General features: G+C 46.8%; 17 protein-coding genes. 2 read left to right on the top strand and 15 right to left on the bottom strand.

Going from position 1 to position 18,901, the window contains the following annotated elements; all coding sequences use genetic code 11:
- The first annotated feature begins 127 nt into the window (after positions 1 to 127).
- The gene (locus tag OH458_RS09990) at positions 128 to 919 is read left to right on the top strand and encodes a substrate-binding periplasmic protein (RefSeq protein ID WP_269978210.1); all 792 of its coding nucleotides are present in this window, start codon (positions 128 to 130) and stop codon (positions 917 to 919) included.
- A gap of 24 nt (positions 920 to 943) precedes the next feature.
- Here the strand turns inward: OH458_RS09990 and OH458_RS09985 are convergent, their stop codons facing one another.
- The 13 genes from OH458_RS09985 to OH458_RS09925 all read right to left on the bottom strand — a co-directional run bounded on the left by OH458_RS09985 (position 944) and on the right by OH458_RS09925 (position 15,576).
- The gene (locus tag OH458_RS09985; RefSeq protein WP_269978209.1) at positions 944 to 1,144 is read right to left on the bottom strand and encodes a hypothetical protein; all 201 of its coding nucleotides are present in this window, start codon (positions 1,142 to 1,144) and stop codon (positions 944 to 946) included.
- Positions 1,145 to 1,673: 529 nt separating this feature from the next.
- Entirely contained in the window at positions 1,674 to 1,886 is a 213-nt protein-coding gene (cspE, locus tag OH458_RS09980) for a transcription antiterminator/RNA stability regulator CspE (RefSeq protein WP_269978208.1), read from the bottom strand.
- A 307-nt stretch (positions 1,887 to 2,193) separates the two neighbouring features.
- On the bottom strand, positions 2,194 to 2,454 hold the full coding sequence (locus OH458_RS09975; RefSeq protein WP_005469730.1) for a DUF5062 family protein: 261 nt from the start codon (positions 2,452 to 2,454) through the stop codon (positions 2,194 to 2,196).
- A gap of 113 nt (positions 2,455 to 2,567) precedes the next feature.
- Entirely contained in the window at positions 2,568 to 2,735 is a 168-nt protein-coding gene (locus tag OH458_RS09970; protein ID WP_269978207.1) for a DUF2256 domain-containing protein, read from the bottom strand.
- A 90-nt stretch (positions 2,736 to 2,825) separates the two neighbouring features.
- Positions 2,826 to 3,395, bottom strand: coding sequence for an Lcl C-terminal domain-containing protein (locus tag OH458_RS09965; protein ID WP_269978206.1), 570 nt, complete (start codon positions 3,393 to 3,395; stop codon positions 2,826 to 2,828).
- Positions 3,395 to 4,843, bottom strand: coding sequence for an Lcl domain-containing protein (locus OH458_RS09960; RefSeq protein WP_269978205.1), 1,449 nt, complete (start codon positions 4,841 to 4,843; stop codon positions 3,395 to 3,397). The genes OH458_RS09965 and OH458_RS09960 overlap by 1 nt, the downstream gene beginning before the upstream one ends.
- Positions 4,844 to 4,859: 16 nt before the next feature.
- A complete protein-coding gene (locus OH458_RS09955) occupies positions 4,860 to 7,136 on the bottom strand; it encodes a proprotein convertase P-domain-containing protein (RefSeq protein ID WP_269978204.1) in 2,277 nt (758 codons plus the stop codon).
- Positions 7,137 to 7,145: 9 nt separating this feature from the next.
- Entirely contained in the window at positions 7,146 to 9,281 is a 2,136-nt protein-coding gene (locus OH458_RS09950; RefSeq protein ID WP_269978203.1) for a TonB-dependent hemoglobin/transferrin/lactoferrin family receptor, read from the bottom strand.
- A gap of 15 nt (positions 9,282 to 9,296) precedes the next feature.
- Complete coding sequence (locus tag OH458_RS09945) at positions 9,297 to 11,306, bottom strand: prolyl oligopeptidase family serine peptidase (RefSeq protein WP_269978202.1); 2,010 nt, start codon at positions 11,304 to 11,306, stop codon at positions 9,297 to 9,299.
- A 218-nt stretch (positions 11,307 to 11,524) separates the two neighbouring features.
- Positions 11,525 to 12,523: a succinylglutamate desuccinylase/aspartoacylase family protein gene (locus OH458_RS09940; protein WP_005469612.1), complete on the bottom strand. Its 999-nt coding sequence runs from the start codon at positions 12,521 to 12,523 to the stop codon at positions 11,525 to 11,527.
- 171 nt (positions 12,524 to 12,694) lie between these two features.
- A complete protein-coding gene (locus OH458_RS09935; protein WP_039485783.1) occupies positions 12,695 to 13,600 on the bottom strand; it encodes a DMT family transporter in 906 nt (301 codons plus the stop codon).
- Position 13,601: 1 nt separating this feature from the next.
- Complete coding sequence (locus tag OH458_RS09930) at positions 13,602 to 14,345, bottom strand: 2OG-Fe dioxygenase family protein (protein ID WP_005469689.1); 744 nt, start codon at positions 14,343 to 14,345, stop codon at positions 13,602 to 13,604.
- A gap of 16 nt (positions 14,346 to 14,361) precedes the next feature.
- Positions 14,362 to 15,576, bottom strand: coding sequence for an argininosuccinate synthase-related protein (locus OH458_RS09925; protein ID WP_269978201.1), 1,215 nt, complete (start codon positions 15,574 to 15,576; stop codon positions 14,362 to 14,364).
- Between the two features lie 105 nt (positions 15,577 to 15,681).
- Between OH458_RS09925 and OH458_RS09920 the strand changes: the two genes are divergently transcribed.
- A complete protein-coding gene (locus tag OH458_RS09920) occupies positions 15,682 to 16,590 on the top strand; it encodes a LysR family transcriptional regulator (protein WP_269978200.1) in 909 nt (302 codons plus the stop codon).
- A 59-nt stretch (positions 16,591 to 16,649) separates the two neighbouring features.
- On the opposite strand, the gene OH458_RS09915 is transcribed toward OH458_RS09920, so the two are convergent.
- Together OH458_RS09915 and OH458_RS09910 are read right to left on the bottom strand one after the other, a co-directional pair.
- Positions 16,650 to 17,579 (bottom strand): Gfo/Idh/MocA family protein, encoded by a 930-nt coding sequence (locus OH458_RS09915; RefSeq protein ID WP_269978277.1) that lies wholly within the window; start codon positions 17,577 to 17,579, stop codon positions 16,650 to 16,652.
- 7 nt (positions 17,580 to 17,586) lie between these two features.
- Positions 17,587 to 18,768: an MFS transporter gene (locus OH458_RS09910; RefSeq protein ID WP_269978199.1), complete on the bottom strand. Its 1,182-nt coding sequence runs from the start codon at positions 18,766 to 18,768 to the stop codon at positions 17,587 to 17,589.
- Positions 18,769 to 18,901: the final 133 nt, after the last annotated feature.

The following is an 18,901-nucleotide window of genomic DNA, read 5'->3' as shown; positions in this document are numbered from 1 at the left end:
ATCGTTTCAAAGCGAGAATCAGTAGACAGTACCAAACTAAGATTATCGATAAAATCAAATAACCGACACTTTGCACCAACGAATTGATGTGGAAAAGTGATAATTGTAACTCTACGGAAAGAATTGAATGCGCTCTCTATTCGTTGTACTTGTGATGTGGATGTCCGCTTTTAGTGCTTATGCCTCATCGCCTAAAACCATCAGACTTGCCTACTCTGACGTTGAATCATTTCCGTTCCAAATAGGCAACGGTAATGCGGTCGCCTCGCCGCCTGGGCTATCCGTCGATATCATCGAACAGGCCGCTGATACCTTGGATTTAGAAATCGAATACGTTCGAATCCCGGGCAAAAGAGTCCTTCAGCAAATCAAAACTAATCAAGTCGATGGCGGTTTTATTTTCTCTTATAGTCCAGAACGAGCCCGTTACGCTGCTTATCCCACCAAAGATAGCCAAGCTGACAGCGCATTGCGTATCGCGACACTCGATTACTTTTTTTATCGCCTTCGTGATCAATCACTGGAGTGGGACGGGATAAACCTGTCGGAAAGTATCAGAAGTCCAATCGGAGTGCACAACGGATTTTCTATTCAGAAGGTGTTATCTGATAAAGGTATAGAGACATTGGAGATGCCAAGTACCGCTCAACTGTTCGAATTGTTGAAGAAGCGGCGTGTATCGGCAGTGGCGATCCAAAGTAACATCGCCGACAGTTACATCGAAAAGAACCAATTACCCAATATCGTGAAGGTCAACCCACCAATACTCAGAAAGTACTACTATCTGATTTTCAGCCAGCGCTTCGCGGCAGAGAACCCAGAGTTAGTGGGTCAGATGTGGTCAACCATTGGTAATGTTCGCGATGAGATCATTTCCGATAATTTGGTTAAATATCTTGTTGAAGGCAATCCATTGTAAAATGGCAACTTTAGGTTGGCTCGCTCAGTTTGCGTGTACAAAACGTTCCGTGTTAGCAAAGAGTTTGTCGCATTTAGCTTTTTGTTTCAGGTAGTCGGCACTGCCTTCTTCCATCAAGTCAAGAGTCTCTTTTTCTTTTTGGTAGGCGGCAACCATGAAAGATAGACGCTCTTCAAAGTCATTTTTGCGCATTTTTTTAACGGGTTTCTTTGCTGCTTTTCTCATTTGGTTCTCACAAGTCCCATAGTTTTTTCTGCTCGCGTTCTAAAAGAATGCTCTCAATTTTCTTTCTGATTTCATGAATGGTTTCTTGTCGTTCAGTTGACGACTCTTCGTTATCATGACCAGTTTTTTTCTTACGACCATTTATTTTCTTCAATATAGATACTCACTCTTCTATAAGAGGTAAAATTCGCCCAGAACCTTTCCTTCAGAACTCTTAATTTCACCCACACTCTCTCTTTCACAAAATGAAAAATTCAGCATTAAATCGGAAGAGTTTAATTTAGGAAGGATATGGCGCTTTAACACATCACTATTTAGTTGATTTATTGTTGCAGACCAATAGATATTATTTTGATGAAGGTGGTATCTAATTTGGTACAATTGATTTTTGCTCTTGTGTGACTTTTTGCTCGCGTTGAACGTAGTACCAATAAATTTTTCGATTACTTTTTCTAATTATATTACTCCTTTTAAGATTGTTAGAGAGATCTCACCACTGTGAATGCATGGGTAAGATCTCGAATATCTTTTACGCTAGGGTAACGTTAGCTGCCTGTGGGCCTTTGCCACCTTGCTCTACGTTAAAAGCGACTTTTTGACCTTCAGCAAGTGTTTTGAATCCATCCGTTGCAATAGCACGGAAATGAACAAATACATCAGCACTGCCATTGTCTGGAGTGATGAAACCAAAGCCTTTTGATTCGTTAAACCACTTTACTAAGCCAGTTGTTTTATTTGACATATATATCTCGATAGATTGATGAGTTAAAAATAAAGCTACTAAATAAGGAATGAAGAAAAAGGTATCGCAGGATAGATATGACGAGTCAAAAGAATACTGAGAAGATCTTGAACTAAATAGTTATCAATAGCTCTGTGTTTGAGCTGTCACCACTATACATGATGTCTGTATAATAGATAGACATTTCTACTTTTATTTTTATAAGCCAATAAATTCATAGAGTTATGAGATAATATGAGCCATGTCTTTGAAAGAGATAAATGGATTGAACATAGGCTAGCTAAAAATGTTGCTAGCCTATCAATGACTATTTTAGCGGATCATTGTCTGGCAGCGCACTGTGTATCCAAAGTGCCAGTCTGTGTTTGATGTTTGCACCATCCAATTTACTTTCTGGCAATGGCGTAATTTGTTTGGCATCAACTAAGAACAAGTAGATGGCTTTGACTCGTACAGGCTGAGGGGACTGCGGTAAATCAAACCCTTGCATCTTGGCCATCTTGCCACCAATTTCGAGCGCTTTTTTTACCAGTTTGTCTTCATGCTGTAGTTTTGTGCTTTTCGACATCGATGGTGTCCTCTCTCTATCACTAGTCCACTTTAGAGTACCTTAAACTCTGGTTTTGTCGTGTTAATCCAATCGCAGATAGTGACGCACCACACAACATCACTTCGCATCGCCTAACCCATGCTGACGGTTTTGCGTTTTCTACACCCATCTGAGCAATAGATCACATTGGCCCAGTTATTTCGCCACTTTTTGCGCCAACTGAATGGACGCAGGCAAACAGGGCACACCTTGGTGTCGAGGTGCGTTTTGAATCCTTTGGCAGTGGTTGATTTTCTCATCTCATGGTCGCTTTAAGATTGTTTTAATCTGTTACCGATAATGTCAGCAATGAGATCAAAAAAGCGAACCCGAAGGCTCGCTTGTGTTTGTTACTCTTCGTCCGCCACCAGCAAGACACCGAGTTTTGATTGAGACATGCCGTAGCTAAAGACCTCCGCGTTACGCGTGTCAAATGTCATGATTCTTTGCGTGCCTGGAAAATGGTGGTTACTCCACAAGTAAGACGTCAGATCAGCATCATCTGTACGTGTGTCGAAGGCGCCACGGAAAGCTTTGGTGTTTAGCGCCGGCGTACGACAGGAAAATTCAGCCAAGCTCACCAATTCTTTGATATTCGGCATGCGCCATTTTTGCTTGCCGCCAAATTGGTGTAATTTGTGGCTCTCACTTTGGTTGATCGACACCACTTCATTTAGTGCTGCCTGCCAAAACATACCTGTTGCGTTGCCCGTACAAGTCGCTTGCTTTGCATTCCATTCTTGCCCCACTGCACAGCGCATCCAGGTTAACCCTGTGACTTTGTCTTTTATGGTGCCATTGTCATTAAATTCGTAACGAATATTCGGCGCACTTTTACTAAAATCAACATGACACTCTTGAGCGGCCATAGAAAAAGTGGATACCAAACTTAACGCGATACCGATTGTCAGTTTTTTCATTATTTGTTCTCCGGGAATGCCACTAAACGAACCGCAAATTGATAAGAGTCGGAGTTATCCGTTGGCGTCTCGCTGGTGTATATTTCTTGCGGTGAAATCGAACCACGAGATTTACCTCGAGTCTCAATCGCATTAAAGAAGTGCCCATTCGCAGCGGCTTGATCCGAGTACTCAGAGAACGATGCGAACTTGGTCCAAATCACGCCCGTTTCGTAGTAACTCGCTTTGCTTTGCAGCGGGAAAAACTGCTTGGTAAAACCGTAGGCTTGGTTGTCAGCGTCCGTTTCTGTCTCACCGAAATCAATCAAGTCATATACTTCATGAGAGGTCGGCAAACGCCAGTTGGTGATGCCACACACCGCCTCTTTGTTTAGGTAGTTCACGTACTCTTCTGTGGTACAGATGTTGTCCGTACTGCGACAACCTAAGATGTTAATGTCTTCGATGTAAGGTTCAATCACTCCACTTTCTTGGTAAGCAAACAGACGATCAAAATGGCGGGGAGAGCCTGCGTTATCTAGCTTCGATTCCCAAATCAAACCACTGCGTTGATCCTGTACACACGACCACTCGGCAGCGTCTTCAGAGAGAGCTTTGCCTGACGCATCCAGCTTCACAAATTTAAAGCCGTCATCGTTTTTATCATGACCAAAGTCGGCGTCTTGACCCGGGTAATCGGCTGGTGATTGATCCACATAACCACCATCAGTTACATAAGATGTAATCCCAGTATCATTGTGATCACGGTATGCAATTTGAGATAACGTAATCTGAGAAGCGAGTTTTACCATCATCGCTTTCGCGCTTTGATCCGTTAACAACTCTTTGCCTAACGTGGTGGTCTGGTCATCAAGTTGAACCGCCAACGCAAACACTTGATCGTTTCGATTAGACTCTTCCATCGCGCTGGTTAGCGTAAGAATGTTTTTTTCCAGAGTCTGAAACGCTGCGTCGTCAACTTGCTGCATGATGTCGTCTGAAGGTAAACCCAGCGCTTTAAAGTGTGATTCTACGCGAGCCACTGACGTTGCTAAGCTCTCACCAGAAGCTACGTATCCAGCCACTAGAGTCGATACCGCACTGATATCGTTGCCCGCTAATTTGTTCTGCGCCGGCGCAACCAAGATCGCGGTTTGGTTAGCGGCATCCGCGCGCGTGTTCAGCGCCGTCGAACCTGTGTCAATTTCAACCACGATTGGGTTTTCCAAAATGGCCTTGCTCGTACTGGTAATGGAGTACTGACCATTGTTGGCTGTCGTGCTTGGCTCACCTGAACCGCACACAAAGTCTTGGTTAAGGTCAGCACATACTTTTTCATTGCCTTGAATAGACTGTGCTTTCACTGTTCCGGAAAGAGTATAGGTTGGAGCACTCTCATCAGAGCCTCCTGAGCCACCACAACCTGCTAACATCACAGCTGCGGCAAGCAAAGTAAGTTGAGTTTTCATATTGCTGCTTTCTAAATTAATGAGTGTGTTTTTGCTCACGACGCCAGAGTAATAGTCCTCCAAGAAGCCAAAGCCCCCATGAGAACGCGCCTCCCCCTGTGCCGGATTTATTGTTGGTGTTGTTATTTTCTGTACTGTCGGTCGTCTGCTCACAGCTATAACGCTCGACTAAACCGATTGCCCATTCGACCAATGTCCCGGTATCGCCTAAACCGACATCGGACACTTCCAGTCGCCAAGTGCCATTAAGCGGCTCCCCAACAAAGGCTCGAAGCTGCGGATCATGTTTCGCCACCCAATAGAAATGCTTTTCACTCAGTGAATAGCGGGGATTGGCGATCAATGTTTGCCTAACTCCCGATGGCGAGACGAGCTCCACCTGCAAATCGCTCATTTGTTGGTGTTGGAACTTGAGATAGACACCGAAATCCTCAGTGACCGTTTGTTTGTCATTGATGATGAAGTTAAAGCTCTTGAACCCAGCGTTGAACGTACCGTTACTTGCCAACGATGCGTCTGGCAACGCGGAGTTTTGAACCTTTAATGGCTGGCTAAGCTGTGGAATGCCCATAATCAGTGTGCGATTGTCGGTCCAGTTGAGCATGCGTAAATCAGGACCGTACTGGTAACCAATATTCGCATCCAGTTCAAACGGCTTGGCGCACAACGCCTTACCATCGAGCTGAATCCTTTGGTTTGCGACAGAAAACTTGTCTTGCTTAATGACAGCTTGATGGCCGCTCGAGGTCGTCACCGTTCCATCAACCGAGGCTTGGCGACCATTGGCAATCAAACGAACCGCCATCGGCTGAGCGGGATCAACGTAACGGCTGTCGACTTCAAGCACAAACGGCGCTTTCTCTAGACCATGAGTGGCGAAGTTGCGCTTGAGAATGTCGTAATACTCTTTCTCCGGATAAAGCGTCTTGGCGGTGTACAACATGCTCTCAACTAGATCGTGCATCTTCATACCGCGGCCAAGGCCAAACATCGACTCCAAGACTAGGGTATCTATTTCGGCGAACGCCTCTTCTCCGTATTTTTCAACGCCCTGTTTTAAGGTTTGGAATAAAGGTGTCGACCATAGCTCGTCCCCGAGCTCACCACCGACACTTTCGTGAGCGCGATATTCACTGGTCTCAAAATACTTCGCGCGTTGGTTCCAAAGACTGCGTGTAGAAATACGATTGCCAAAATAGCCATCCCAGTTAAATACGGTGTCAATTTCAAATTTTGAGCCTTGCTGGTGAAGCTTTCTGTAACTTGCCGATCCTGCCCAGTAATCAGCAAACCCTTCTGCGATGGCACCGGTGTGACCATATGCCCAGTCAGGAACTATTTGATAATGGATGCCATGGGCAAGTTCGTGAATGACGATATCCGCATCAATCGCATCAGGAGAGCCACCAATGCCAAACATCGCCGCCTTTGGGCCAAGGAAGTAGCTTGAGTTGTTGTTGGATAGCCCTCGGCCATCAAACACCACAGGCTCTGTAAACAGCGAATAGCCCAGAGATTCAACATATCGCAACGATTCATCGATATGGTAAAACGCCATCACTTGAGTAAAGTCATTGCTGGCAAAGGTGAGCGTGTTTAGCTCGCTGAGTTGGCGAAACTGCACAATACCTTCCGGTGGCAAAAATGACGCGCTGCCACTCTTTACCCAGGTATTGCTATCTGCCTGATACTCTTCCAAATACTCCGCATCCACTTGCGTCACACGCGAATTCGACAAGTAGTAATGCTCACCACTTTTTAAGACTTCAACGTTGCGTTCAAAAAACCTTGGGGTATTTGGGTAGTCTGCCACATCAAGCCAAGGCAGTTCTGGCGCAACGTGTCTGTCCATGGTTCTCAGGTCTGGATCCACCACATTCACTGTCGCAGTGACCACCTCCCCAGAAGCCAAAGAGGGTGGATACTGGGCTTTTAAGCGGCGGGGTGATTCTAACTCAGACGCTTTTGTTGCCTCGCCGTTGCGAAGAATGGTGTCGTGCAAACTCTTGAAGACACGTCGTACGATGCCATCTTGGTCGGTATGGACCACTAAGGCGCGCTGCGGTTGGTATTCGCCGTTCACAGCAATATTGAAATTGTACTGGTGGCCGAGTTTGCTCTCCGTTTGATAGCGTAATGACACCGTCCCTGCCTCAGGATAATGGCGTTGCAAATAGTCTTGCGCCGCCGCTGCGTCACTCACCACTTGGTTGCCTGCTGGATAGTCCCACTCTCCTGCGCTAACGCCTGTAGAAATCAGCGCCGCAGCGATCAATGAATAACGTCTCTTCATGCTCAATCCTTAGAACGCGTAACGTGCGTTAACAGTGAAGTAACGACCGGACTCTGTTTGGAATGCCTCGTGTAGGCTTTCGAGACCCGCGATATCTTGATAGCGGATGTACTCGCGATCGAATAGGTTGATGACATTGACACTAATATTGGTATTGTCGCCAAAGTCATAGCCAAGACCGATGTCAACGGCACCCCAGCCCGCGGTAGTCGCACAGTCAACCGCGATTTTTTGCTGGTTCACACATACGCTGGTGCGATTCATTTGGTCAGCCCAGTTAAGCTGCACGTAACCGTTAAGCGCTCCGTTGTCGTAGTTAAGCGCCACATTACCTTCTAGTGGCGTGATGGCACGAACGTAATCGCCTTCTTTATCTTTTCCATCAACGATACCGATGTTGGTGCTGGCGATAATCGTATTGGTGAGGGAATATTCCACCGACGCTTCAGCACCGTAGGTTCGAACACCATCTAGGTTGTCAAAGGTCACCTCGGTGATATTGGTTCCTGCGCGTTTACCAACCGTCTTTTGCTCAATGAAGTTTCTGAATACGTTGTAGAAAACCGCCCCATACACGCGCATAGCGCCATCATCGTACTTGGCACCAATTTCAAAACTGTCACTGGTTTCTTCCTCTAGCTCGAAGTTAGGCATAATGATGAATGCGCTACCTTGCACGAAATCATGATTCACTAAGCCATAGGTTTTTGAGTACTCTGGCGCGCGATAGCCATGCTTGTAGCTAAAGTAGCTGTTAAATGCTGGGGTAAATTGATAGGCAATCGACGCACTTGGCGACACCTCACTGCTGTTGTTATCAGGCAGGTCTTCCATCCCAATTGAACGGCCGCTGTCAGAGCTCAAGCGATAGGAGTCATAGCGAAGCCCCAACATTGCACGCCAGTTGCCCACTTCAATAGAGTCTTGAATAAAGGCGCCCACTGAATAGCTGGTTGCCGGAGCAAATGGATTGGTTTCGGTCACTTTCACGCCATGCCAGTCCGTAAGTCTTTCATCGACTGGGCGCTCATGATAGGTCGTTTCAAACTTACCGCCATAAACAAGCGTATGTTTCAGCTCGCCTTGATACAGTTCTTTCATCATATCTGCAGACCAACCAACGAGTTGATCTTGGAACTGACGATTTTCGATTTCACGACGTAATAGACGCACACCATTGGAATCACGGTACATGAGCTTATTGGAGTCCTCGTTGAACAAGGTGTGTCGGTAGTACACTTTCGTCTCTAGCGTATCGAGGAGCAAGGTTTCTGACTCATATTCAGCACCCAACCAAAATAGGTAATTAGATAGCGTTTCCTCTTCGTAAAACGTTTCGATATCCATTTTTGCGTCACGTTGAGGAGGAGCAATCCCCTCTTCACGGATCATTTGTTCACGATAGAAGTCTGCTTTGGCTTTCAGCATCCATTCATCGTTTAGGTAGTGCTGAATGGTGTAAGCGGCGCTAAGGCCTTCGATTTCACGGTTCCACAAATTCTCGTCGTACGATTTGCTCTCTTCACCACTCCAATACGCGGCTTGAACCAAGGAGCTTGTGTCGCCAAGTGCGAACGCCAAGTTGGATGAGAGCCTATAGCGACCACTGTTGTCGGAATAGTTCGTGGCACCGTCCACATAGAAAGCTTCACCGTCGAGTAGATCTTCTGGAGAGAGCGATTTAACGATGATCACACCACCAAGCGCGCCAGAACCAAAGCTTGTTGAACTTGCGCCCTTCACGACTTGAATCTCTTTTGCAGATGAAACATCAAAGGAGTTATGACCCATCACATCGTTCAAGTCATTGGCACCATAGCCATCTGATGTTGAAATGCCATCTTTCACTACAGAAACGCGGTTACCCGACATACCACGAATCGTAATGTTCTGTGCGGTACCCGCCGAGCCAGTGACACTCACACCCGGCTCGTTTTTAAGCACTTCGTACAGTTCGGTCGCGCCCTTTTTACGCATCTCTTCACTGTCAATGACCGAGACAGAGCCTGCGGTTTTTGACAATGATTCTTCGTATTTATTGGCAGTGACGACCACCTCTTCAAAGGTGCTGACGTTAGATTCCGCGTGTACAAGGCCTGCCGCCAGTGCAGTCAGCACAGCGACATTGACTCGTGAAAGTTTCATGATGGCTCCGGTTCGTTATTCCGATTTTTGTAATTGTTTAATAAGAAATGCGTATTCCATCGCTTGGCGTTGTGAAGACTTGCGCTGATCCGTAGCGTGTCCACTTTCAAAATCTGTCTCGAGAAGATAGGGACCAGTGCCTGAGCTGATCGCTTCTAGTTGTGAGAGGTATTTGGCGCCCTCCCAATAAGGCACTCGGCGATCATGCCAACCAACGCGAACAAGCGTCGCAGGATAGTTAGCAGAGGTAAGATTTAAGATGGGATCGTACTGCGCCATTTTCGCCCGCTCTTCAGGAATCGATGGATTTCCCCACTCCTGAAACTGCTGCGCTGTCAAAGGTAGCGTCGAATCTGACATACTCGCGACAACATCGACAAATGGTACCGTCAGGCTCACCGCGCTGAACAACTGTGGAGCTTGGTTGAGCGCACCAGCGACCAAGGTTCCCCCTGCGCTCGAGCCAATTGCCGCCACTTTTCGCTGACCCTTTTGGTAAGTCGACATCGCTTTCGACACAGCAACAAAGTCTTTGATGCCGTTGATTTTATTGACCCCGCGCCCCGACTGATGCCAAGCATCACCAAAGTAGCCACCACCACGAACATGAGCAATCGCATAGATGATCCCGCGATCCATCAATGAGATTGTCTGCGGCATAAAGTAGGGTTTCATCGTAAACCCATAAGCACCATATCCGTAAACCACCACAGGCGATCGCTCAGTCAGCATTGACTCCTTGTACGCCAAAGTCACAGGAACCTGAACACCACCCGATGGGATGAATATCGTTTCTGTATGGTACTCATCGGATTGGTATGACGGGTACGTATCTTCGCTCAATCGGCGACGGGTTAACGTAGAAACATCGAACTCTTCCCAAAGCGCAGGTTGGGTCATCGACATTGAACGAATACGCAGTTTGTCGCTGGCGTAATCCCCAACTCGACTCAGCCAAGCGACGCTGCCTGAAGGAGAAAGTAATTCTCGATGTTGCTCCCGACCTCGGTGGTTTAAAATGACGAGACTTTTTTGTCCTTGTTTTTGTTCAATCGCCGCAAGGCCAGATTGGAAAACGTAGTAAGTTTGTAATTCTACGTCGAGACTAGGCGCGTAGATGATCTGCCAGTCCGAATCCTTCAGCGAGCTTGAGTATAGAGCGAACTGACCATCACGGTTGCTTTGTACATACAGCTTGCCCTTGGCGACGTCTGCGTAGTACTCGAAGCCCTCACGTCTTTTGGCTAGCGGGGCTGACAACTCGCCATTCGACAGATCAAGAACGCGCTGCTCGCTGGCAGATTCAGAGTTACTTTGCACAATGGCAAATTGGCGATCGCTAGCTAGGTAGGCAGAGACAAGCCATGTTTGATCCGTCTCGGTGTAAACGTCCGTGACTTTTCCACCCACTAACGAATATCTCACCAATCGACTTGGTCTGGCATCCTGAACCGTTTTCACGATGCCGTACACACTCTTGCTATCGGCAGACCAAATCACAGTAGTGTCGCCGTTGGCATTAAAGCACTGCTCTTTACCAGAGGCCACTTCAACCACCGCCATTTGGTACTGCTCATTACCAACTAGGTCTTCAGTAAGGGCAATTTTTCGTCCATCCGGACTGACTGACCAGCCACCAAGCTGATAGTAGTCATGCTGGTTTGCTCGCTGTTCGATGTTGAGTAGATCAACGATTTGAGATGAATTGGCGTCTCTGACTCTTAGCCATCGTTGACCTTCTACGCGGGTGACCAGATACTCTTTTCCATCACGGATCAGCCATGGCTGACTGCCACGCTGTACGCGATGCTTTGCCCACTCGTCTTGAAGCGCATCGCTCAGAGGTTGTAGGGCTTGTTGGAATTGTTCGACTTGACGATTGCGCTGCTCAAGATAGCGAATTACCTTGGCATTTGAGCGAGAATCGTCTCGAAGCCATTGATGGTTTTGCTCACTCTCTTCACTCGCAATAGCATTTGATGCTAATACTGAAAAAGAAAGCAAAATAATATTCACTAATCTCATTATAAACAACGCAACATACAAATTATTAATAGGCGCCGAAGTTTGCATGAGAATGGTAATGAGATCAATTATCGTTTACAGACAAATGTGATTTAGATCTCATTGGTGAGCAAATTTTATAGAGTAATTGCTTTATCTGGTGAAGAACTGTTCCTGTGTTTTATCAGGAACACCAATGATGTGGGTGAATAGTTATCCCATAATATGCAGCGAATCCGTTATTGAATTAGTCTAACGACCAACGATCCCGGCGCTCGAACTGACTCGACATTGTGGCTTATGACGGTACCGTTAATCGGCGAGTAGTAAACCTCGATTTCATCACCGAAACTATTGTATTGCGTTGCCAATTTCTCCCCTTCACAAACCGTTTGCATTAAGTCGACATGGCAGATTACGAAACCACCTTGGCTTGCTCTGACACTGACAATTTGCTCGCCTTCCACGCAAGGCACCTCAGATTCGTCCACATTGCCTGACAACGCTTCATAAGACTTAAGAATGTTCATCACCCCTTTGGTTGCTCGCTCTACCATCACTAAATCGGTGTAGCGGCCAATGCCAACCTCTATCGTGATCGAAGGAATGCCGGCGCGGTTGTAAACCGTTTCCAAAATGCCAGGGTCACCGGGATCATTAAGAATAACGTCGGGGTTAATGAGCCTAGCCATACGAATCGCATCTTCTAGGCGGTAATCAGCAAACGCATACAAGGGGTAAGCACTACCGCTGGTTTGGGAATGGAGATCGATAGCCAGATCCGCATTGGGTTTGAGCAGATTCTCCCACAAACTGTTTGCGTAGCGGCTTGCGTCATCACCAGTAGGACTTCCTGGGAAGACGCGATTAAGATTCGCAGATGAGCTATCCGGCGCGGCGGAGTGAAAGTCTCGGCTATGGCGGGCAATGCCTGACAGGTTAACCGTAGGAACAATCGTCACGACGCCCGCAATTGCTTTGCCGACGAGCTCCCGAGCGATTTGCTGCGCCGTTAAAATACCGTTTTGCTCGTCACCGTGAACACCTGCTGTGATCATAAATCGTTTACCCGGATTTTGACCTTTAAACACTCTCACAGGCAGTGTTTGCGGATGGCCAATAGCATCCGTTGCCACGGCAAACCAAAACTTGTGCTCCCCCGCCTCTAACGCGTTAACATCTAGCGCTTGAATGGTTGGGTACATAGGGACGATACACTCGTTCAAAGGTTTGCTCATTCTTTACTCCGATTGTTCTCTGGGCAGGCCATTGCCTCTTAGTTCGCCTTCATAGTAACCGATGTGTAAAGAAGATCCATCCTCTGAGTATTTGGCTTTATTTTACGGTGAGGATTCAACGCGTTAGAACGTGATGCAGGAAAAAGAAAACCGGGCATTCGCCCGGCTTGGTTAGCTTTCTCTGGTTGAAGTGACTATCACACTGAACAAGATAAGTGCCCCACCAGCAAGTTGGGTTACACTCAACGTTTCTTGCAGCCAGACCATAGCGAAGATCGCACCAAACAACGGCTCACTGCCCATTAGCAAGGAAACACGAGTAGGCGAGGTTCTGCGCACCGCGTAGTTTTGGACATAAAAGGCAAACAGCGTACAAAACAGCACTAAGTACGCAACCGTAATCCAAAACTCCGTCGAGGTCGGCAACACAAACTCCGACGCAGGTAGAAACGCGACTGCGCCAACAATCGCACATGACGCCACAACCAGCGATTGAAGTGAGGTTAATGTTGAGGTGGTAATCTCCTTACCCTCAGTAAACCGTTTGGTTAACGTCACCATCAGCGCGCGCAGCAGCGCCGCCGTCAGAATAAAGTAATCGCCCGTATTTAACGAAAACTCGATCCCTTGTTCACTGGTCAGCAGCAAAACCCCCACCACACTACAGACGGTGAGACCAAGTAGGGTATTGCTTACGCGCTTTTTGTTAATTATCAGTTCCGCGAAGGCCGTTAAGATCACGGTCAAGCTGATCAAAAAGGCCGCATTGGATGCCGAGGTCTGTGAGACCCCAAACACTTCGCAGAAAAAAATCGCCGATAGAATAAAGCCGGTCGGTATTGCTATCTTCCAATCTTTATTGAGCCCTCGGCGAAAGTCTCGAATCACTACAGGTAGCATACATAAAAAAGTGATTGAGAAACGTATCGTAATGAAGAGTAAAACACTGGTATACACTAAGGCACTTTTTGTGAGCCCGTAACTGGTTCCCCAAAATACCGCCACCAAAAGCAGCAATGATTCTGTTACTGGAAACTTAAAACTTCCCTTTTTTAACGAACTCGTAGCCGTAGTCATACTATTCCTCCATTTTTGTAAAAGCGATCACGAGTACATCCCGGTACGCGCATTTGTCTGAACTCTCAGGTCGAATTGGTGAGACTTCGTGCATGGTTTGCTCATCGTCCGCCATAACGACATCAAACGTTTTATCCAACACTAAGGTCTCCAACTCTTGTTTGTTTGCATCGGTGATGGTAGTCAGCCCTCCCATCACATTAATTTTGTTGATCATCAGCGACGCAATGTAGGTGACACCATCACGATGCAAACCTTCCGGTGTGGGCTGCCCCAATTCGGAATCGTCAGCAATGATTCGGTAAGGGTGGAGCCGAATATTCCACTTGGTTGGCTTACCTTCTGCGCCATCGTAAATGTCACTCATCAATTGCAGCAGTCGCTCCAATATCGGCGACGTCACAAAGCGGTCCGTCAACGGTTCAAAGTGGCGTTCAATATCACCATTGAGCTGGTTAATGTAAGAAGGCTGAACATAAGGTTCATGAGGCAACATGGTAATCTCATGGCTACCCGGCAACTTCATAAACTGGCCATATCGGCGATAGCGATACGTACCGCCGTCTGCCATGTATTGATCCCTTTCCAAGTGATTCCAACAGTTTTTAAAACGAATCACCTCATCGACATTGGTTTGCAGCAAGGACGTCATGTGCTTACCGCTAACAAAGACATACTGATTTTGTGCCAATATTTGCGTAATCACTGAAACGTTACGACTCGCGACCTGTTTAACGCTCTCCATAAATTGCACCTCTCTACTACACGGCTTGATGGGCTTTTTGCGGTTGAGTATCCAACGGTAAGGAGCGCTGGCTTCGTTCATGAGCCACTTCCATTTCCCAACGGTCACGATCACACAGATACCTTGGGTTTTCCGCCACGATACTTGTCGCCAGAGCACTTCCTCTGGTGAGATTGAATAGAACACTGCCAGAAATGAATTCCGCAGTGTGGGCGATGAACGCATAGCTGGCATTTTGCATCATGCTGCCAAAGCGACCTTCAACCGCTTCTTGTGTCCACATGTCGTTATGCATTGCTTTTGCTTTGAGAACATCGGTAGGTAAAGCTGCTGTTTCCAGCAGCTTGTAAGCCTTCATCAGGAGTGTTGCGGCGGGTGCTTCGCGCACCTCTAATACCTTTTCGTCCTGATCGAGATGGTCGAACCCTACATATCGGCCAATCTCGTACGCGCCAACGTGGTTGTTAATGAAGGTAATTAACTCAAGTAAATTAATTGGCTGATCGTTCAAGGTGACAGGGTAGCCTTGACGAAAGCCAATCTTAATTTGATCGTTTTCTAGATGTTTTTCTGGCTGCCAACGCGACCAGGTAAACAAAGATTCTGAAACGGTGAATTGTTCAGGGTTGTCGAGAACGCCAGACTCAAACTCACGACACCACAAATTGGAGTCACCGCTCACATTGCGGCTTTTAAAACCAACTAAACCTGAATGGAAAAGTGCTTTGGCTTTCTCTTCTCTTGTAAGCGCGGAATACTCATAAGGAGAGCCATAAAACCCATCAAAGCCCGAGCGCTCAATCGCGCCATTAAGGCGACGTAAACTGTTTTGTGACTGGTTGGCGGTATGAATAATCGCATCACAGCCAAGGATTTCCGCCAGCTCTACCGCTTTTTTGACAATAATTGGGCGTGAGAGTGACGAGCTAACAGGGTAATCCCCTAGATACATGGATTGCGCCTGAATAGCGGACACTAAGCTGTGTTCAACGAACTCCTGCTTTGCATCGATGATCTTAAGATCGAAGCCGTAGTGATCGGTGATGAGCTTTAGGTTCGATTCTTCGATACCATCACCCAAGTCGACCGCGACAGCCGTGACTTTTGCGTGACTATTTTTAAGTAGTTCTAATACATATGAGCTATCTAGCCCCCCACTGAATAAGGTCAAAATATGCTTCGAAACGTCGGCAACTGCCTGAACATCCTCGATACTTCTGATCTTCTTCATGTTTCACGTCCTTTATTATTTTTAGTTGTTGTCAATTGACTTAATTAGTATCTATAAGTAACTTGAGCGAAACAATATAGCCATAATGCAAAGGATAATTGCGCCATGGACACAAATAAGCTTATTCCGCTACTTTCAGAGATGGCAATCTTCGTAAATGTTGTGGAGTCGGGCAGCTTCTCAAAGACCGCCAAAAAACTTGGTGTGTCCCCGTCATCCGTGAGCCGATCGGTCACTAGGCTAGAGAGCGCGTTGGAAGAAAAACTGCTAGAGCGCACCACTCGCCAGATGCGTCTTAGCTCAACCGGGCAAGAGGTTTATAGCCTGTGTAGCGACATGATGAACTCAGCAAAAATGGCGGTTTCTGCGGCGCAGGTCGATAAAACCGATGTTTCAGGTAGCCTACGTGTTGCAGCGCCAAAAGCATTGTCTCGCCAAGTACTTATGCCGATGATCCTCGACTTTATCGACGACTACCCCCACGTGTCGTTGCAGCTCAAAGTCGCCGACCACTACATTGATCCGATTGGCGATGAAGTGGACATCATCATCATGATCACCAACAAACCAACCGAAGGGTTGATCGCCAAACCTTTAGGTCAATGTCGATTGGTTTTGTGCGCAAGTCCAGCCTATATCGAAGAATATGGGATGCCGATTCACCCAGAAGACATTTCAAGCCACAACTGTTTGTGTTTAGGGGAGAATCCTCGCGACCGAGTTTGGGAATTTACTAACAATAACAAGCGTGTATCGATTAACGTTAACGGCTCATTTGTTGTGAACCACAGCGAAATTCGCCGTGAAGCTGTGTTGCGTGGGGTAGGAATTTCGGTCTTTCCAGAGTTCGCCATTCAATCGTATATCGACTCTGGGCAAGTGGTAGAAGTTTTGCGGGACTGGCACGTAGGCGGCAACTATCAAGGCAAAATCATCGCCCAATACGCGCAATCGAAGTACATCCCAAGCCAGATAAAGACTTTTATTGAGTACTTACAGCAAAGATTAGTGTAATCCAACTAAAAAAGTGAAGCCTGAGACTTCACTTTTTAGGTGCGAACGCTTGGGTGTCCTTATCGCTTCGACGCGTTCAAACGAGCGACAAGCGCCTCTGCAAGTTGATGGGTAGCAATGTTGCGCTCGACGATATGGCTCGCCAATTGCCCCGCCTTAATCACCGACAACCAGTCTTGTATCATTGCCGCAAACCCCTTTGTCGTTAGCATTGGTGTCCAGTCTTTCAAAGCTAAAGCCACCTCTTGCCCCTTTTCCCATTGGCGACCAGCCATAAAGGAATCAAATTGCAGCGCCTTATTTTGGTAGGTTGCCGAGACCCTTTCTGTTGTAACACCAAACTGACGATTCATTGAAGCATGAAGCAGTGTTTCACCGGCCTGCCACTGAATATCTAGCCGACCTAAGTGCTCACCCACCCATTGTTGGGTTATATAGGCGTCGTTTATGTCCGCTCGACAATCTAAGTTAACGCTATCAAGTGGATGGATAAAATCATCAAATACGAACGTTCTCACCTCACCAGATAGATTATGACGATGCTTCTCCCAACGAAGAGAGGTTAATGCCCCACATCGGCCATTAGCGACTTCCGGCAAGTAGTGATTATAGAGAGGAATATGACGACGATTAAAACCGACATAAAGCGGCGCGTTGTGCTTGCTCGCGATGTCATACAGTTCCATGACATCTGCGGCATTGTCCGCTAATGGCTTATCGACAAACGTTGGGATGCCTAGCTGCAAAAAATAACTCGCGATCTGCTTATGCACACTCGTGGCAGCATGAATCATTACGGCGTCGACCCCGAGCCGAGGTAAATCGCGATAGTCATGACAGGTTTGCCCCACTCGATATTGCTGAGACAATGCCTGCAAAGCGTCTGAGCTTCGGGTACAAAATATAGGCTCAACATCAGCCAGTTGAGTGATAATGGGAAGGTATGCCTTCTGAGCGATATCACCTAACCCAACAACGCCAATTTTCATCATTGTTTTAACTCCACTTAAGCATACGTACTTCATTGCCCTCTTCAGGCTTTCTTGGGATATTGAGCGACAACAACAAACTTACCATCGCCATCCCAGCACCGATATAAAACACGGCAGAGGGAGAGATTAACCAAATAAATCCAAACGACACTGGAATGAATACCGCAGCAATATGGTTGATGGTAAACGATACACCCGCCGTAGAGGCCATGTCAGCAGGGTCGGCGATTTTTTGGAAATAGGTTTTAATCGCAAGGGCTAAGGCAAAGAATAGATGGTCGATAACATACAGCGCGGCCGCCCATTCTGCGGTTTGAACCATTGCGTATCCAACAAACACACCAATTAAGCCAACATACTCAAAAATCAGCGCTTTTCGCTCGCCCACTTGACCAATGAATTTACCGATTCTTTTTGCAAACAAGAAGTTAAACAGATAATTGATAAGAAATAGCAAGGTAATATCCGCAGCCGAATAGCCAAATTTTTCGACCATCAAGAACCCTGCGAAAACGGTGAAAATTTGTCGACGAGCACCACTCATAAAGGTTAATGCGTAGTAAAGCCAATATCGCTTGCGCAACACCAACTTTTTATTCTGAGGGACTTTCGACTGAAACTCGGGAAAGGCAAACGCCATCCAAACCACCAGCAAGAATCCGACCCCACCGAACGTTAAATAAACCCATTTGAAGTCCATATGAAAGACTTCAAGGCAGAACCACAGAGCCCCATAAGTGCACAGTGAGGCAAGCGCGCCTATCGATATAAACTTACCCAACATTTCCGGCGCTTCATCTTTCGATAACCACTGAAGTGACAGCGATTGCTTGAGGGTTTCGAAGTAATGGAAGCCAATCGACATGAGCAAGGTCGTCATCAGCAAGCCAAATAGCGTGGGAAAGAATCCGGTAATCGCGGTGCCTAGAGTGAGCGCCGCAAGCGAGAGTAAAATAAAACGCTGCTCACGAATAAAAAGAAGGACGAACACAGCGGTAAACGCAAGGAAACCGGGGATTTCACGTACACTTTGCAACAAGCCAATATCGGCGCCATCAAAGCTCGCTTTTTCTATCACAAAGTTGTTTAGCAACGCCATCCAGCTTGAGAAAGCGATAGGGACAACAATGGAAACCACCAACAGGAAGTTCTGCGGCGTTCTCCACGATGTGGATTCAGAATTCATAAATCATCCTTGGTTTGACGAATCGCTCTGAAACGAATACTCGTTTTCAAACATTCAGAGTCATAGGTTTTGATGCGCCATTCAATATGGAATAAAGTGCGCAACCTCAGCGAACTCTAACACGTTATTCTCG

The organism is Vibrio sp. MarTm2, assembly GCF_027587055.1.
Lineage (GTDB): Bacteria > Pseudomonadota > Gammaproteobacteria > Enterobacterales > Vibrionaceae > Vibrio > Vibrio sinaloensis_D.
Note: the sequence above shows the minus strand (reverse complement) of the source record. Positions and strands in the feature narration are given on the sequence as shown.

Coding starts and splice junctions, on each gene's coding strand:
- OH458_RS09930 (WP_005469689.1), bottom strand. CDS start 14,345: ATGGAGAGCGTTAAACAGGTCGCGAGTCGTAACGTTTCAGTGATTACG.
- OH458_RS09935 (WP_039485783.1), bottom strand. CDS start 13,600: ATGACTACGGCTACGAGTTCGTTAAAAAAGGGAAGTTTTAAGTTTCCA.
- OH458_RS09925 (WP_269978201.1), bottom strand. CDS start 15,576: ATGAAGAAGATCAGAAGTATCGAGGATGTTCAGGCAGTTGCCGACGTT.
- OH458_RS09940 (WP_005469612.1), bottom strand. CDS start 12,523: ATGAGCAAACCTTTGAACGAGTGTATCGTCCCTATGTACCCAACCATT.
- OH458_RS09910 (WP_269978199.1), bottom strand. CDS start 18,768: ATGAATTCTGAATCCACATCGTGGAGAACGCCGCAGAACTTCCTGTTG.
- OH458_RS09915 (WP_269978277.1), bottom strand. CDS start 17,579: ATGAAAATTGGCGTTGTTGGGTTAGGTGATATCGCTCAGAAGGCATAC.
- OH458_RS09975 (WP_005469730.1), bottom strand. CDS start 2,454: ATGTCGAAAAGCACAAAACTACAGCATGAAGACAAACTGGTAAAAAAA.
- OH458_RS09990 (WP_269978210.1), top strand. CDS start 128: ATGCGCTCTCTATTCGTTGTACTTGTGATGTGGATGTCCGCTTTTAGT.
- OH458_RS09945 (WP_269978202.1), bottom strand. CDS start 11,306: ATGAGATTAGTGAATATTATTTTGCTTTCTTTTTCAGTATTAGCATCA.
- OH458_RS09970 (WP_269978207.1), bottom strand. CDS start 2,735: ATGAGAAAATCAACCACTGCCAAAGGATTCAAAACGCACCTCGACACC.
- OH458_RS09955 (WP_269978204.1), bottom strand. CDS start 7,136: ATGAAGAGACGTTATTCATTGATCGCTGCGGCGCTGATTTCTACAGGC.
- OH458_RS09950 (WP_269978203.1), bottom strand. CDS start 9,281: ATGAAACTTTCACGAGTCAATGTCGCTGTGCTGACTGCACTGGCGGCA.
- OH458_RS09985 (WP_269978209.1), bottom strand. CDS start 1,144: ATGAGAAAAGCAGCAAAGAAACCCGTTAAAAAAATGCGCAAAAATGAC.
- OH458_RS09920 (WP_269978200.1), top strand. CDS start 15,682: ATGGACACAAATAAGCTTATTCCGCTACTTTCAGAGATGGCAATCTTC.
- OH458_RS09960 (WP_269978205.1), bottom strand. CDS start 4,843: ATGAAAACTCAACTTACTTTGCTTGCCGCAGCTGTGATGTTAGCAGGT.
- cspE (WP_269978208.1), bottom strand. CDS start 1,886: ATGTCAAATAAAACAACTGGCTTAGTAAAGTGGTTTAACGAATCAAAA.
- OH458_RS09965 (WP_269978206.1), bottom strand. CDS start 3,395: ATGAAAAAACTGACAATCGGTATCGCGTTAAGTTTGGTATCCACTTTT.